The organism is Alteromonas sp. 4NS20-0143 (assembly GCF_057542855.1).
In genome coordinates this window covers 251,432-267,216 of record NZ_BAAJLR010000006.1, presented here as the reverse complement: position 1 = coordinate 267,216, position 15,785 = coordinate 251,432, and the positions used below count along the sequence as shown (strand labels likewise).

Genomic DNA, 15,785 nt, shown 5'->3' with positions numbered 1-15,785 from the left:
GTCATGGTTTATACTTGTTCGCCATCGGGTACAAAGACATAGCCAAGACCCCACACGGTTTGAATGTATCTCGGGTTTGCTGGGTCTTCTTCGAGCATTCTACGTAAGCGAGACACTTGAACATCAATACTGCGCTCTAATGCGCTGTAATCGCGACCGCGGGCTAGGTTCATAAGCTTATCACGAGACAGCGGCTCTCTTGGATGAGTCACTAAAGATTTTAAAACAGCAAATTCGCCGCTCGTCAGGGTTAGCGGGGTATTGCCTGCTGTCATTTCTCGTGTGGCTAAATTAAGCGTATAGTCACCAAATTCGATAATTTGAACGTCTTTTGACGGTGCGCCTGGCGCTTCGCTGCTGCGCCTGCGTAAAACCGCTTTGGCTCGTGCGAGTAACTCTCTAGGGTTAAACGGCTTGGGTAGGTAGTCATCAGCACCCATTTCAAGGCCTATAATGCGGTCTACCTCGTCACCTTTCGCAGTTAACATAATAATGGGCATGTCATTTCCGGTTTGGCGTAGGCGACGACAAATAGAAAGTCCGTCCTCTCCAGGTAACATCAAATCTAGCACCATAAGGTGAAAGTTTTCCCGTTCTAATAGTCTGTCCATCTGTTCAGCGTTAGCCGCGCTTCGAACCTGATAGCCTTGCTCTAATAAATAGCGCTCAAGCAGACTGCGAAGGCGCATGTCATCATCGACAACGAGAATTTTTGAGGTTTCCTGACCCATAACCATACCCTTGAAAATACGTATGATTCACTATAACCACATGACGAGAAATACAAAAGCAAGAAAGTGTAAAATGAGAGGGCGGTTTGTTACAAATAGTGTCAACAAAGGTCGAGTCAATTGTTGCTGTGCAAAAATTACTCGGTATCCCTTAGCAAATAAGGCATTCACCAAAGCATCAAAAAAGGCAGCAAAAAACGAATTGCTGCCTAAAAGGCTGAAGCTGAACAAACAGCGAGCGCTATTTAAATGAGACCACGTTCAAGGCCTTAGTATCGGCGTTGCCGTTAAGGGTTTCTTTGTAAAGCGCAACAATGTCTTTCGTTCCTTTATGGCTCTGCTTAAAAAAGGTGTTGTCCACTTTGCTAGCAAAGCCTTTCCATGCTTTAGCATATTTTTTCAAAAAGACGTCGTGTCCCCACTCTTTTTGACGCAATTTTACCCGCGAGGGCGCGAAAAATATTTCAGCATCTAGCAGTTTTGGATTTGGCTTTTCTTGGGCCTCCCAGTCGGTGGCGCCAATAAGGGATACCTTACTCAACTTATCGCCTATGGCCTGAGTAATATTGTTAATCAAGGTACCGTTGGCAGCAAAATCGAGTAACCAGAAGATATCATTTTTATCCAGTTTATCTAGTTCGCTGTAGCTTATAACATCGTCATAACAGCCGGTGGCTTTCACCATATCTACATTTGCCGGTGAGGTAAGCCCAATCACTTTGTAGCTTGCACCTCTTTGCGCTTTTTGGTCTTTTAACAGCTGTGCGGTACCTAGTGCTGTTTTGCTTGATGCACTTGAAAGTAGTAACGACTCGCCCTTTGAAAGCTCTGCCACGTAATCGTCTAATACAAAAGAGGTCATATACAGGGGACGAAAGTTAAGCTGCCACGCTTCACGGTTAGCATCGTAACCAGGGTCGGCGCTGCAGCGAAGGTATTGGTCGTAAACTGGGCTAATACTTTTGCGATTTTCATGAATATCAAAGAAGCCATGAGCTGCTACTTTGCCTGCCTTAATGACCCAGTGACTCGCCATTGGCAGATAGCCAAATACCTTTTCACCTTCATTAATATCAGGGTGGCGAGATACTTTTACTGTGGCAAAACCCCACACCGGAACGATGCCATAACCTTCTTCAGCGGGAAAGAATCCCCAATAGCCCATTTTAAAACCCAGCGCAGCATAGGTAATGTTATTCGCCGAAAAGCCAAAACTGTCAGTTTCTAGAATGAGTTCGCCCTCGCTGAGGTGCTCGCTATCAAGCTGCACATCCACCACTTTTGTCTCATTGAGGTTGTTTTGGTTTAACCATATTTGGGTTGAAGTAACAGGTGAGTTTGCATCTGGTGCAGATGACGGTGTAGACGAGGCCATGGTGATATCCTTAATAAATTCTTATAGCATCACCATGGCGCAAATGAGTGAGTATTGCGACTAGTTGTTGTTAATATATTGTTATAGGAAACAGATATAGACGGCGCTTTTTACTCTTCGTCTGAATTCAACCAATCCATTTGGTGCCCTGCGCGGCGCTTTTTATTTAAAATATCTTCAAGTAATGGAGACAGAATAAGCTCCATGGCTAATCCCATTTTTCCGCCAGGCACCACCAGAGTGTTGATACGGGACATAAATGCGCCATCAATCATCTTGAGAAGATAGGGATAATCCACATTTTTCATTTCACGCCTAAACCGCACTACTACAAAACTTTCGTCTTGAGTGGGTATTTCACGAGCGCTAAATGGGTTTGATGTATCTACCGTAGGCACTCGCTGGAAATTAACATGGGTACGGGAAAATTGAGGGGTAATATAGTGAAAGTAATCGTCTAACCCACGCACAATGCTGCTCATTACTGCTTCTCGAGAATGGCCTCTGTCTGTGGTGTCGCGAACGATTTTTTGGATCCATTCCAAATTTACAATAGGCACCATGCCTACGAGTAAATCCACGTGCTTTGCTACATCGTTTTCTTCGGTTTTTACACCGCCGTGAAGTCCTTCGTAAAACAGCAAATCGGTATTTTTCGGTAAGTCTTGCCAAGGTGTAAAGGTACCGGGCATTTGATTAAACGGAACCGCTTCATCAAAGGTGTGCAGGTATTGTCTGAATTGTCCGGTGCCCGAACTGCCATATTCTCTAAAAATCGACTCAAGGAGTTCGAAATCGTTGGCCTTCGGGCCAAAGTAGCTAATGTGCCGACCTTGTTCCTGTGCCTTGCGAATTTCTACTTCCATTTCAGGTCGTGTAAAGCGGTGAAAGCTGTCACCACCCACCACGGCCGCATTCACATTTAGGTTTCTAAAAATGTGACGTATGGCGTTCGTGGTTGTGGTTGTACCCGCACCTGATGAACCTGTTATAGCAATAATAGGGTGTTTGACAGACATAGGACTTCTTGTTGGAAATGACAGTGACTAGTTATAAGCTGATGTGGATGAAGAATCAAGGGTACTGCGGGATAGCAAGTTGACATTTTAACGCGCTTGAAGCAACTTAGCACACTGTCGATTTACGACACATTACTACAGGGACCTTGGTTATGTTGTTTTTATTCGGTGTTCTTTTCGCCATCGTTATTTGCGCTGGAGCTATTTTATCATTTGCCCAGCAAAGCCAAATAACGGCATTAGTGAAAGAAGTTCGACTGCTTAAAAAGCAGATGTCACAACGAGACTCCATATATGAAAGAAATGGCACAGATACTCAAAGCTCTGTAGATGTAGGCTCTTTAGGTGCAGGCTCCTCAGGTGAAACCTCGTTAGACTCAAGCTCCGCAAATTCAGACTCAGAAGATCCAGGCTACGTAGATTTAAGCCTTCCTGATTCAAGCCCCTTAGATTTAAGCTCCGCAGACTCATCAGATATTCCAAGCACTTCTTCCAGCGCATTCAGTGCTGCATCAGAATCTTTAGAGAGTGTAGATCACCAATCAGAATCAAAAGAAAACGCAGGTACACCTTCGTTTTTCAAACGCTTCTTTTCCAGCGATTCCAGTTTAGTGGCATCCATAAAAAGCAACGCATTACTGTGGCTAGGTGCGGCAGTGCTTGCTGTTGGCGGTGTCTTTTTAGCGGTTTATTCAATTGAAGCAGGGCTGGTATCTGCCAAAGTCCGCATTGTATTCGGGGCTGCTTTTGGTCTTTGTCTTGTTGGTTTGGCCGAATACCTTGCACGCCATCGAGAAAAATTCAGCATTTACTCACCTACCATTTGCGCGGCACTGGCTAGTGGCGGGGTAATAACCTGTTATGCCATCATTCTAGTGGCCTACGACTTTTATCAGTTTTTTCCGCCACTATTTGCATTTTCGTTGTTGGCTGCCGTGGCATTTGGCGCTATCTCCCTGGCGCTTCGCTACGGTCCGCTACTTGCGTTAATTGGCATTGCAGGCGCTTATGCCATTCCAGCGTTAATTCAGTCAGACTCTAACAGTATTACCACTTTGCTTGTTTTTGTGTCCTTAGTGTCGCTTTCTGGGGTGTGGGTGTCTCAAAAGGTCGGGCAAATATGGCCCTGGCGGCTAAGTATGATTGGGCACTTTGTGTGGGCGTTTGTCGCTGTAAATCATACCGGTCCTCTTGATATTTGGGTGTGGCTTGGCTTTACTACTTTTTCTGTATATTTGTTTTCTTTTACCCATACGCTGGGCTGGTCACTGCAAGAGCAGTGCAGCGATGTTAAGTCAGTTAAGGCGATGCTAACACCCTCTCGTGAATTATTTGGCATACTGCTGCCTTTTACGTTGCTGCATGTCTATTTGATGGCCCACGGCAGTGATATGCATATTTGGGTAAGCAGTGCTGTCTTAGGCGCTTTATTGTTATTGCCGTCTTACCGACACAGCACCTTCGACAGTTGGCCATGTCTACTGGTTGTTGCCTCAATCATTCATATTCTACTGTTAAAAGATATCATGCCTTTCGCTTACGCCAACGCTGGTAACGCGGGAGGTCTTTCTCCAAATGCGCTTAATTCGCAAGACTTGGCAACGCTATTTACAGGGTATTATTTATATGTGCAGATTGCCGTGGTTGCCTTTACGTCCTATGTGGCGTTTATGGCCCATAGAACAGGTCGTCCAGCATTTTGGTTTTACATCGTTGTGTTTCCAATTGCTTTATATGGTGTGAGCTATGTTGTAAGTACGGCATCGGCGCAGGACGCTTTATATCGTGTTTGGGCATTCGAATTAGCGCTATTAGCAATAGTCAGTACAACAGTGGCCTTAAAGTCTCGTGGTTTAGGTCAGCTCACTTATGCTGTACTGGCTAATGCGTGCCTTACCTTATGCCTTACCATGCTGTTAGAGGCGGCTGTTTTATCGTTTGCCTTGGCCTTGCAGGTAGCAAGTATCAGTGTATTAAGTGCTCGCTATAAAGTGACACTACCTGATTGGTTATACAAAATATTGCTAACTGCCGTATTAGTGCGAATTACGGCCGCACCGTGGTTGGCAGATTATGCTAACGAGAGCATTTGGGGGATTCACTGGACCGCCATTATTTATCCTCTCATTTTTGCAGCGTTAATTATTGCCAAAAAATACAACCCATCCACAACGTTAAAAGTGTGGTTAGAAGGTGCACTCATTCACGTAGCAGCCCTTTTTATTACAACGGAACCAAGCTATTACCTCACCGGAAGTTATCCTGATTTACTGGCAGGTGATTATCAAGAACGAGTGCTGGTAGCCTTAGGGTGGTGTGCACTCGCTGCGGCCTACTGTTATAGAGCGTTTATTGCTCAGTCTATGACAGTGTTGTACCGCGTTGCTGCATTGGTGCTGTTAATCGGGGTAGGTATTACTCATATGGATATTAGTGTTGCCAATAACCCCTTTATTCACTCTCAACCTACTGGCGAGGGAACCGTGTTTAACTGGTTACTACTGCAATGGCTACTACCAGCATTACTCGTCACAAGCGTGTTGTCTAGTGCATTGCAGCGTATGATTTTGGGCGCTCCTGATGCGCTGAATACTATTTTAAGCAAAAAAGTCCGCATTAATTTAGGTGTAATTGCAGGTGGATTCGCCTTTTTATACATTAACAGCATCATTCGCGGTGCCTTTCACAATGCAAACCTATTATTGGAGAATGGCTTCACTCAGCCTGAGCTTTATACGTATTCTGTGTGCTGGTTAGTAATCGCTACGGCCACCATATTTATTGGCCAATTTAAGCAACACCAGCTTGCGGTAAAACTGGGTTTTGGTTTACTCGCATTAGTTATTTTAAAAGCATTCGTTGTTGATATGGCAAACCTTGAAGGTTTATACCGTGCGCTGTCCTTCATTGGGCTGGGACTTAGCCTTGTAGGCATTGGTTGGCTGTTCCAAAAGCTTCGTGGCGACGCTGAATTACTTGACGCATGACTTTTTATTTTCTTTATATATTTTAATGGTTTACCTATACGACACAGGGGTGTCGTATGACAAAAACAGATGATTTACTGTCCTGTCGCATTAGTGCCGTTTCACTTACTCGCTATTTCCGATGAAATACGCTGGCATTGAGACAAAGGAGAACAATCATGCAATCAAATGAAGTTATAACACAATCGCAGGTATCAAGAAGAGAACATATGAGTCAAGTATCGCTAAACAATGGGTATTGGTTTTATTTCGACCACGAAGGTAATGATATCTCTATGTGGGGCTCGGTGTTTAGTGGTAAGGAAAAGGTGTCTTTCAATAACGAAGTGGTATCGTCGTTTAGAAATTTAAGCAGCACAAAAAGTGAACATACGTTTACTAAAAATGGTCATGAGTATCTAGTAAAAACACACATGACACATGTTTTACGGGGTGAATTAAACGTCACGCTGTTTTGTGATGGTAAAGAAGTGGCCAGCGAGACGTTATCGCAATTGGAAAAAGGGAATTTATTGAAATCCTTTTTCAGTATGGATAGGTTTTTATTCGTAGGATTAATTGTGGGCTTTCTTTGTGGTTATTTAGGCTTTATGAGCTTCTCCGGATAACATTATGACGCAAATAACAATGAGGCAGGGGATTTGGTGTCACTTACAACACGAAGACCACAATATAGCAGTGCACTGCAGTTTGTGGTCGGGCAAAGAGGTTGTGTATGTGGACGATCACCCTGTATCAGAACATCGAAACCTGTTTCGGTTTACGGGGCGACATGCACTTAGACTAAACAACCAAGATTATACTCTTGAAGTGAAAGTGGAGAACCCTTTTACTTACCGTACAGAGGTGCGCCTAAAAAAAGGTGCACGTACTGTGCAGCGAGAGTCCATATCTATGCTGTCTCGCAACAACTCGCTCTTTAAAAACATCGCTGTGATTGCCTGTATTGCCGCTTTAGGGGCGGTGTTTGGTTATTTTGCAGTTATGCACTTTGCAGGGTGACATAACAAATGGAAGTGAGAGGCGATATTGTTAAAGGAATGCGCATAGAGCGAGCGTGGACCCAAGCGCAGCTAGCAGAGTTATGCGACGTAAACTTGCGCACCATTCAGCGGGTGGAAAACAAAGGGAATGCATCACTAGAGACTATCATGGCCTTATGCGTTGCCTTTGATGTAAAGCGTCAGACACTATTTAAAGTACCGGAAGTAACAGAAGTAGAGCCTGCACGACAAAACCCAGTAAAAGCTTACCTATTTATTTTTATATGCGGTCTTGTGGTTGGTGGTGGAGCCAGTACAACGATTTTGGCGCTGCTATAAAGTCGCTTGGTAATCACACTAGTACAGATAAGCAGCTTTGCCGCTTATCACTGTAATTAGATTATTATTTCTTATTTAGAATGGGTTAAGAGAGCAATGCTCCGAAGAGCAAAATATATTCGACGTATTATATACTCTAAAACGGTCAGCATACCAAGATTGGCTCCCATAATAATTTCCATTCGGCGTTCGATATTCGACCGTAAAACTCACACCCTTACCACCGTCAAGAGAAAGGCCAAAGTCCCAGATTTGAGTGGTATGCATATTGTATATACCTGAGCTTGTCTCAACTAATTTATCTTCTTTAGCAGTTACAACAATGACTTCAATTTCATCATTACTATTACTTAAAGAGAACGAAGAGCCTAACCTTTCTTTTTGATTATTTCGTTGTAACTGATTGGTAACTCTCGTTAGCTCATCAAATCTTGTCTGAAGATCCTCTATTTCATCTACTGACATTCCCATATGCTCGGCCAATAGTTCTTGATTCTTTGCAAATAGTGATTGAACCTCCACAATAAGGGATCCAGGTGCATCCTCTTCCAACGCAATATAACGCTGAACTTCGATAAATGAGGGGTGGTTTTGAATATCTATGAAACTTGGTTGTAATGGGGATGCGTTGTCCAACGCATATGTTTGGGTAAACTTGTGGAAATCCTCAACAGTCAATCCCAAGTAACTTGCGAAATCTTCATAAGTGTATGCTTCAACGCTTTGTTTACTAACATTTTCATGAGCAATTGCAACGTTTACTTGTGAGAAAAAAGTGCTTGTAAGCAGTATTATTGAAACAACGAATTTAGTTAAATTCATTTTATTCCTTAAGTATTTAGTAAAATTTATTTTATCCCTTAAATAAAAGCAATTCTGGCACAACTCAGTTTGGTCTTTTAATAAACAAATTTAAGCTAGCATTTCTTTTTTACGGCGTCAATTCTGTGACCTCTCCCTTGAAAATCGACACGATATAGAGTGAAGTTAAAACTGTCCGTCCGCTCCTTGTTTTCAGCAGACCACCACCTGCGCGGTGGTGAAAGTCTAGTAATCACTCAAAAAAGTCTGACAGCTTAAATTTGCTAATGTCGGCTTTAGGTCCAGCCTGTGTGAAAACTATTGGTCACCTAAACCACAGAGAAAACGTGATGGCAGATCATATTTTAGGCCAATCCAGAACTCAAACCACCTTACTTCCTGAAGTGCTTGATGACTTTGTTACTGAAGACAATCCTGTTCGAGTTGTAGATGGATTAGACCTTTAAACACTTGGATTTGAGCGGGTGATTGCCACAGGCAAAGGTCGCCCAGGTTATCATCCAGCCGTCATGCTCAAACTCTACATTTATGGCTACCTCAACCGCATCCAATCTTCTCGTCGTATAGAAAAAGAAAGTCACCGTAACGTTGAATTGATGTGTTTGTTGACGCGATTATCACCCGACTTTAAAACCATTGCTGACTTCAGAAAGAATAATGGTAAAGGTATAAAAGCCGTATGCCGGCAATTTGTTCAGATGTGTCGCAAGATGAATATGTTCGCAGATTCACTCTTTGTCATCGACGGCAGTAAATTTGAGGCAGTCAATAGCAAGGACAACAACTATATACCAAGCAATGTGAAGTACCGAATTAATAGGATTGAGGAAAATATTGCAGAATATCTTAGTGATATGGATACCCAAGATAAGACTGAAAAAAGTGATAACAAGGCCACGCCATCCAAACTAGAGTGGTTGCAAAAACGGTTAGCAGAGCTACGAGTCATTGAAGAATAAGTCAATGCGCACCCAGACAAACAAGTCTCGAAGAACGACCCAGATGCGCGTTTGTTACTGACTCGGCACATGGATAGGCAGGTGTGCTACAACGTACAAACGGCGGTCGATACAAAGCATCATCTTATCATCAGCCACGATATTGATAAGTCCGCTGATAGAGGGCAATTAACCTCTGTGGCGAAACTAGTCCAGCAAGCGGTGAAGAAGAAAGACATCACCGTCCTTGCAGATAAAGGTTACTTCTGCCGCCTTGATATTAAGGCGGCATACGATATTGGCATTACCGTTAATGTGCCTCAAACTGATACTTCTGGCTCGGCCAAAAAAGGGATATTTAACAAATCGCTGTTTTTCTATGACAAGGACAAAGATATCTATACTTGCCCTGCGGGCGAGGAATTACCGCATAAACTCAACGTAATAGAAGCAGGTCTTGAGCAAAAAGGGTATGTTAATTCTTATGCATGCCGAGATTGTAACATCAGAGATAAATGCACGAGGTCATTAAAAGAGCCAAGGAAAATGAGACGCTGGATACACGAACCGATTATAGACGCCATGCAAAAACGTCTTGATAACAATCGCGACATTCCGGTGCTCAGGAAACAAACTGTCGAACATCCATTCGGCACCATCAAAATGTGGATGGGTGCGCAACACTTCTTAATGACACGCAAGCATAATGTGTTAACCGAAATGAGTATCCATGTGCTGGCCTATAAACTGAAAAGAATGATGTCGATAATGGGCGTAACTGGATTGATAGCGGCCATGACAGTCTAAGAGTTCTTATCCCCTTAAAATCAAGTGCTAAGCCTTATAAACAGCCAATATCACTACTCAAAAGTCTATCAACGCATTAATTTTACAACTCACATAAAATATCTAACGCATCTACTCCTACACTAAGAACGTGGCTGAAGCCGCCATAGATTGGCATTCAAAATAGTTTTAACACGGGCTGTACGTGAAGCAGCCGTTGGCTTGCTGCGAGCTTTTAGGTAGTTACGTTCAATTAGCGGATTACTGCATCTAGTGATATTTGTAATAAGTCCCATAGTTAAAACACACTTTAACTTCCCATTTTAAAGTTTGTGAATTATAGGGATTTACTGCTTTTAGCAATATGAACGTGTTGGAAAGTTTGACTCATACCTGAGCGTTACCATATTGTGGTGCAAACAGGTTCGAATCAAAAATACCTACACAGTGTTCCTATCCATAACAATGATGAAATTGCGATAGCCACGAAAACACCCGCTGAGCCTAAATCTTTCGCTAAGCCTGACAGTGGGTGAATCTCTTTTCCAATACGGTCAATAGTGACCTCAATTGCAGTATTAACAATTTCAGCGAACAGAATGAAGAGTACGGAGGAAAGCAAAATCGCCTTTTCCATATAAGAAATTGACCAAAGAGCAAGCACTACCGCTGCTAAGACAAGTAAGATAAATTCTTGCCGGAACGCTGACTCGTTTTTAACAAGCCATGTTATAGCTCTTACTGAGTTTTTCATTGCTAATACAATACGCAACATGCCCTTTGGTTTAGCTTTGGGGTCGAAATACATTTCTGATGTGGTTTCGTCTATGATTCGCATTTTTGTAAAATATCCTGAGTGGGTTGGTAGGTGCTACTCTGTACATTAGAAAGACCAAGCAATGTGTCAAAAAGGTTGTCCTGCGAATAAGGATGACTGGATAACGAATTTACGCAATCACTGTATTGAGGCTGGCTAAACTTGGAGGCCCAATAAACCATTGGCACATGCGTTTGCTCAACAGGCGCTAAATTATAAGGGAAACCGTGCAAATAAAGCCCTTTCTCTCCCAATGACTCACCATGATCCGATAAATAAAACATCGACGAATTAGGAATAGTGGAGAGTTGTTCAATAATCTGGCCTAGCACGTAGTCTGTGTATGCAATAGTATTATCGTACGTATTTGTCAGTTCTGCCTCTTCACAATTTTGAATATCACTTCTAGGGCAATCAGGCACGAACTTAGTAAATTTCTTTGGGTATCTCCGGTAATATGTAGGCCCGTGTGAGCCAATCATATGCAAAACTATCACTCTATTTTCTTTAGATGGCGTTGAAAGAGTTTCTCTTAAAAGGTCAACAAGTACCTCATCATAACAATAATCTCCATCGCACAACTTTTGATCTCTGGACGGGTTGAAGTCTATGGTATTTACCCTCTTGCATACGCCTTTACAGCTACTGTTATTGTCAATCCAGGTAACGTTAACACCTGCACGATGAATGATGTCTAAAACATTGTCCTGACTGTCTGCAATACGCGAATTATAATTTTCTCGTGTGAGCCTTGAGAACATACATGGCACGGAAACGGCGGTAGCAGTACCGCAAGATGTTACCTTGCTAAAACTGATTGCACCTGCATTCTGGATATTAGGCGTAGTACGCCTCGAATAGCCGTTGCTTGAAAACTTGTCCGCTCTGGCCGTTTCGCCAACCACTAATACAGTAGTAGATGGATCTATATCAGCATTCCCTTTTACGTAGGGATGCTTGTCTAACACTTTGTAGGGTAAAGGCGGATAAAAGTAAGTGTCCCTAAGGTATTTGTACCCTGAATCATAAAAGGCGTAGGGAATAATATACTTCGTTAGGTCTTTGTTATTTCTGCCGACAGCTGCATAACTCTTGAAAAGGAACGTGGCTATAATTGCAATACCCAGTAAAGCTAATAAGTTCAGTATTAGAAGGTGCTTAATTCGCGCCTTGAGCTTCCCATTTATTTCTAGGTTGAAAATCGCAAATACAGGGATTAACCCCAACAAAGAGAAGAATACAACAAGTGTTGAATTTAGATAAGAAAAGGCTTCACCAGAATTTGTTTCGATTACATTCTGTATCATGCTCTTATCGAAAATTACACCATAAGCCAAGGTGCCGTAAAGTAGAAGAGAACTGACAAGGAAGGTAATTGCAACTGTGATGCGAGGCAAAAATAAAGCACCAAAAAAACTTAAAAAAATAACATTCAAAAAGGTTAGCAAGAGCGGTACAGAGAGAAAAAATACCCACTCATTCAATGTTATAGGGGCTACAACTTCATAAATAGCAGACAAAAATGGTGCGTTGAATATTGCTGCGGTAAATAATGAAGAAAGTAAAATGAACTGAGCTGATGTAGGATTAAAATTTAGTGTTCTTGGAAATTTCACAATAAGGTTCTCGTATACTTCTTAGCACACAAGTTACCTGTCAAAACTTAAATAACGCTTAAGAAAAACTGTGGAATGAAAATTTTCGCATTATTTTTTAATTGTATGAAAATATTCATTCCTCACGTAACGGGCCTGTCTGGGATATAGCTAAAGATCTCAGTCGTCGTTTTCGTAAGTGGACACTTTTCGGTTAATGCCTCGTGCGATAATAGTACCCAGTGGACGCGATGTGCATATCCTACAGACGTTGCCATTTCTTTTTTAAAACAATCGTTGCGTACGTGTTTTTCATCGACGAGGATATACCTTCCCTTGTCAGTCTTCTCCAGCCACTGGTAGGCGGCAGACAATTGCTGATCAACAGGGGTATGATAACCAAAGTGAATGATGGGATAAGGCGAGAAGAGAATAAACTGTTCAGACAAATCAACAAGTGCAATAGTTGCATCATGTTTACCAATTTCTGTTTCAATATTTTCAAATACGCTTTTAGGGGTTTTTACATCTTCAAGTAAAGTGTAACCCCAAGTAGCGTACATGCCCCAGAGAGTACACAAGAAATAGGGCCACGCTTTCCAGTGCTTCCCTCTAGAAGTAATCACAGCAACCAGACACGTCAGTACCCCCGTTACTAGAAAAAACATCCACGGAGAAAGCCCGAACTTTTCTTCTAATTTTAGGGCGAATGATGCTTTTACTATGCCGGAAAAACCAGACCCCAATAAGCCTACTGATAGTAAAAATACAACACCCCACAAAAGCCAGGAAAATACTTTTTTATTAACAACTGAATCAAAGTAGGGCGCAGAGATCAGTGCCAGCATCGGCAATGCGGGTAATATGTACACCCCCCGTTTGCCAGGACTTACACTGAAGAAAAGCAGGACAAGTACAATCCAACCCAACGGTAAGAGTATGCGGGCATCACCTTTTTTAATTGCGCGATACCAAAATGGGATGAGCCATGGAAGAGCGATGCTAATTGGCAGCCAGAATAATGGAATAACCTCAACGAGGTAATACCAGAACGGCTTTATGTGATGCCAGGAATCAGCATATCGAGTGACCGTTTGTCTGAAAAGAATGTTATCTCTGTATAGAGCAAGTGATGGATCGTGGCTATTTTCGACCAATATCAACATAGGTACAAACCATAGTGATATAGCCAGTAACATCACCACTGCACCCATTATCCACGGTAATACGGAGTTTTTGGTTTGCTTCTTAGTTATGTCCCGCTGAGGCCAAACGCGTCGATGTATCAAGTATGGTATCAGCATCAGGACTGGTAAAAATCCGACCCCTTTTGTGATGACGCCAATTCCCATGAAGAAAAAGGCGAGGTAATACCAACGCCATTGCCTGTCAACTAAGAAAAAGCGCAGAAGACCATAGCATCCGATTGTTATCCAGCAGCAGACCATTGCGTCTATCTGTGCAGACTTGGCTTGAAGCAAAAATTGAAAACTCAATAAAAGAAGTAACGTTGCGATCAGCGCCTCTTTTGTACTCCACAGTCGTTTTGAGATGTCATACACCAAAAAAAGTGTGAGTAGGCTGCATAAAGCAGATGGGAGCAGAAAGGCAATCTTAATTGACCCGAATAGCGCAAAGAAAAAAGCGATAGACCACATAAACACAGGTGGTTTATCAGGATAAAACTCTTCCGCTCTGGCTGGAAAGAACCACTGACCTGTTTCAACCATTTCTTTTGCAACTTGTGCAAAACGAGGTTCGTCAGCAGGCCAGGGATCTCTTAACCCAAGCCCGATAAATATCAACACGCTAGCCAATACAAAAAGCCAGAAAGTATAATTTGGGTGCTTGTTCTTATGTTTAATGGCTAAGCTCGTCTGATTCATTGCTACATTTGCTGCTTTTTGTGAGTGAACGAAGAGTTTTATCGTCATTATGTTGACGACGATAAACCTTAAAAAGATATGCGCTTAGCAAGCTGGAAATCCCAAATAATAGGGCGCTTATGATTATTTTAAGTTCAGAGTTGACTAATACACCCTTACCCATCAATGCAAAAACCGCCATTTGAGGGATGTAGCCAATAGTAGACCCAAGAATAAAAGAGCGTCGTGGAATTTTTGAAACGCCAGCAAAAATGTTTGTGAGTAGATTATTCCCTACTGGCAACAGTCTAATGATAACGGACTTAAGAAAGGGAGAGCGAAGTAGAAAGTGGTCTAACTTGCGCACCCGCATTTCAAAGTGTTGAATAATAATCGGTCTAGCGAAATACCGGGACACTGCCATAACTGTTGCACAGCTGAGCGTAGCTGCTAATGTTGAATAGATGACACCTTCAGCAAATCCAAAGGCATACCCCCCCATAAATGCGACTAACTGACGTGGAAGTCCGATAGTAAGTAAAAATACTGAGACGGCTAAAAATTTGGCTATCCCTGTCACTCCATTCTCACGGGTATGATTGTCTATCCACTCCTGATTAAATGCGTCAAATGAGGGAGAGAGCGAAATCAAATGACTAAAAAACAGAATGGTAAGTACCAGAATGAAGAAACGAAGGAGACTGGAATTCAATTAATTACTCTCTTCATTTTTTAAGATAACATCATTAAGTTTATTACGTTTCTGAAGCCAATAAACTCCTGCCATATCAATTAGTCCGACCCCAAGTCGCCCTAACATGTTATATTTAGATTTTCCGAATTGCCTGTCTCTGTGATTCACTTCAACAATTTTAATGATCCCACCTTGTCGCCGGATCAGTGCTGGCAGAAAACGATGCATATGATCAAAATAGGGTAAGTCGAGGAATGTTTGTTTTGGAAAGACCTTCAACCCACATCCGGTGTCAGGTGTATCATCATTAAGAAATTTACTTCTTACCGAATTTGCTAGTTTTGACTGAAATCTCTTCCAAGCTGTATCCTTTCTGCTTTTTCGGTGACCAGCAATGCAAAAGTGACTCCCTAACGGAAATTGAGAGGCTATAGTCAGGAGGTTTGGTATATCAGAGGGATCATTCTGCCCATCCGCATCAAGTGTTACTACAAGTTCTCCATCAGCATGGCTCACCCCTGTCCAAATAGCTGTACTTTGTCCCACCGAGTGCTTATGCCGTAATACGTTGACTCTGTCAAAGCCACTCGCTTTCAGATAAAGCAAATTCTCAAATGTCTTATCCGTACTTCCATCATCGACATAGATGACTTCGAAGTTTGCTACATCTGTTAACGCTCTATAAATTTCCTCAATTAAGGGTTTTAAATTTTCTTCTTCGTTTTTCGCTGGTATTACAACTGAAATTCGCACGTAGCCCTCTGCCAAAGCCCTAAGATCAAGCAAATTCTATTTTCGACAGGAAAACTCTAACAAACGAAACTTAAGATACGC

Annotated in this window: 13 protein-coding genes and 1 pseudogene; 5 read left to right on the top strand and 9 right to left on the bottom strand. The window is 42.3% G+C overall.

Going from position 1 to position 15,785, the window contains the following annotated elements; translation table 11 throughout:
- Window positions 1-8 precede the first annotated feature (8 nt).
- The 3 genes from ompR to AC27HD_RS14125 all read right to left on the bottom strand — a co-directional run bounded on the left by ompR (window position 9) and on the right by AC27HD_RS14125 (window position 3,125).
- Window positions 9-731: an osmolarity response regulator transcription factor OmpR gene (gene ompR, locus AC27HD_RS14135; RefSeq protein WP_032095349.1), complete on the bottom strand. Its 723-nt coding sequence runs from the start codon at window positions 729-731 to the stop codon at window positions 9-11.
- 241 nt (window positions 732-972) lie between these two features.
- Complete coding sequence (locus tag AC27HD_RS14130; RefSeq protein WP_052010095.1) at window positions 973-2,106, bottom strand: DUF2855 family protein; 1,134 nt, start codon at window positions 2,104-2,106, stop codon at window positions 973-975.
- Window positions 2,107-2,216: 110 nt separating this feature from the next.
- A complete protein-coding gene (locus tag AC27HD_RS14125) occupies window positions 2,217-3,125 on the bottom strand; it encodes a phosphoribulokinase (protein WP_032095351.1) in 909 nt (302 codons plus the stop codon).
- 152 nt (window positions 3,126-3,277) lie between these two features.
- Here AC27HD_RS14125 and AC27HD_RS14120 point away from each other — a divergent pair, with 152 nt between their 5' ends.
- The 4 genes from AC27HD_RS14120 (at window position 3,278) to AC27HD_RS14105 (ending at window position 7,434) form a co-directional block, all read left to right on the top strand.
- A complete protein-coding gene (locus AC27HD_RS14120) occupies window positions 3,278-6,112 on the top strand; it encodes a DUF2339 domain-containing protein (RefSeq protein ID WP_487106630.1) in 2,835 nt (944 codons plus the stop codon).
- Window positions 6,113-6,270: 158 nt separating this feature from the next.
- A complete protein-coding gene (locus AC27HD_RS14115) occupies window positions 6,271-6,720 on the top strand; it encodes a hypothetical protein (RefSeq protein ID WP_052010097.1) in 450 nt (149 codons plus the stop codon).
- A 4-nt stretch (window positions 6,721-6,724) separates the two neighbouring features.
- Complete coding sequence (locus AC27HD_RS14110; RefSeq protein ID WP_487106628.1) at window positions 6,725-7,114, top strand: hypothetical protein; 390 nt, start codon at window positions 6,725-6,727, stop codon at window positions 7,112-7,114.
- 8 nt (window positions 7,115-7,122) lie between these two features.
- On the top strand, window positions 7,123-7,434 hold the full coding sequence (locus AC27HD_RS14105; RefSeq protein ID WP_032095353.1) for a helix-turn-helix transcriptional regulator: 312 nt from the start codon (window positions 7,123-7,125) through the stop codon (window positions 7,432-7,434).
- Between the two features lie 75 nt (window positions 7,435-7,509).
- On the opposite strand, the gene AC27HD_RS14100 is transcribed toward AC27HD_RS14105, so the two are convergent.
- A complete protein-coding gene (locus AC27HD_RS14100; RefSeq protein ID WP_487106626.1) occupies window positions 7,510-8,256 on the bottom strand; it encodes a hypothetical protein in 747 nt (248 codons plus the stop codon).
- Window positions 8,257-8,585: 329 nt separating this feature from the next.
- Here AC27HD_RS14100 and AC27HD_RS14095 point away from each other — a divergent pair.
- Window positions 8,586-10,001: pseudogene (locus AC27HD_RS14095) on the top strand (IS1182 family transposase).
- A 409-nt stretch (window positions 10,002-10,410) separates the two neighbouring features.
- Here the strand turns inward: AC27HD_RS14095 and AC27HD_RS14090 are convergent.
- From AC27HD_RS14090 to AC27HD_RS14070, 5 genes are all read right to left on the bottom strand, one after another.
- Window positions 10,411-10,818, bottom strand: coding sequence for a diacylglycerol kinase (locus AC27HD_RS14090; RefSeq protein ID WP_032095355.1), 408 nt, complete (start codon window positions 10,816-10,818; stop codon window positions 10,411-10,413).
- Complete coding sequence (locus AC27HD_RS14085) at window positions 10,806-12,413, bottom strand: phosphoethanolamine transferase (protein WP_487106624.1); 1,608 nt, start codon at window positions 12,411-12,413, stop codon at window positions 10,806-10,808. Before AC27HD_RS14085 ends, AC27HD_RS14090 begins: the two co-directional genes overlap by 13 nt.
- Window positions 12,414-12,535: 122 nt before the next feature.
- Window positions 12,536-14,278 (bottom strand): ArnT family glycosyltransferase, encoded by a 1,743-nt coding sequence (locus AC27HD_RS14080; protein ID WP_487106622.1) that lies wholly within the window; start codon window positions 14,276-14,278, stop codon window positions 12,536-12,538.
- A complete protein-coding gene (locus AC27HD_RS14075) occupies window positions 14,253-14,969 on the bottom strand; it encodes a TVP38/TMEM64 family protein (protein WP_487106620.1) in 717 nt (238 codons plus the stop codon). The genes AC27HD_RS14080 and AC27HD_RS14075 overlap by 26 nt, the downstream gene beginning before the upstream one ends.
- A complete protein-coding gene (locus tag AC27HD_RS14070; protein ID WP_032095388.1) occupies window positions 14,970-15,704 on the bottom strand; it encodes a glycosyltransferase family 2 protein in 735 nt (244 codons plus the stop codon).
- Window positions 15,705-15,785 lie beyond the last annotated feature (81 nt).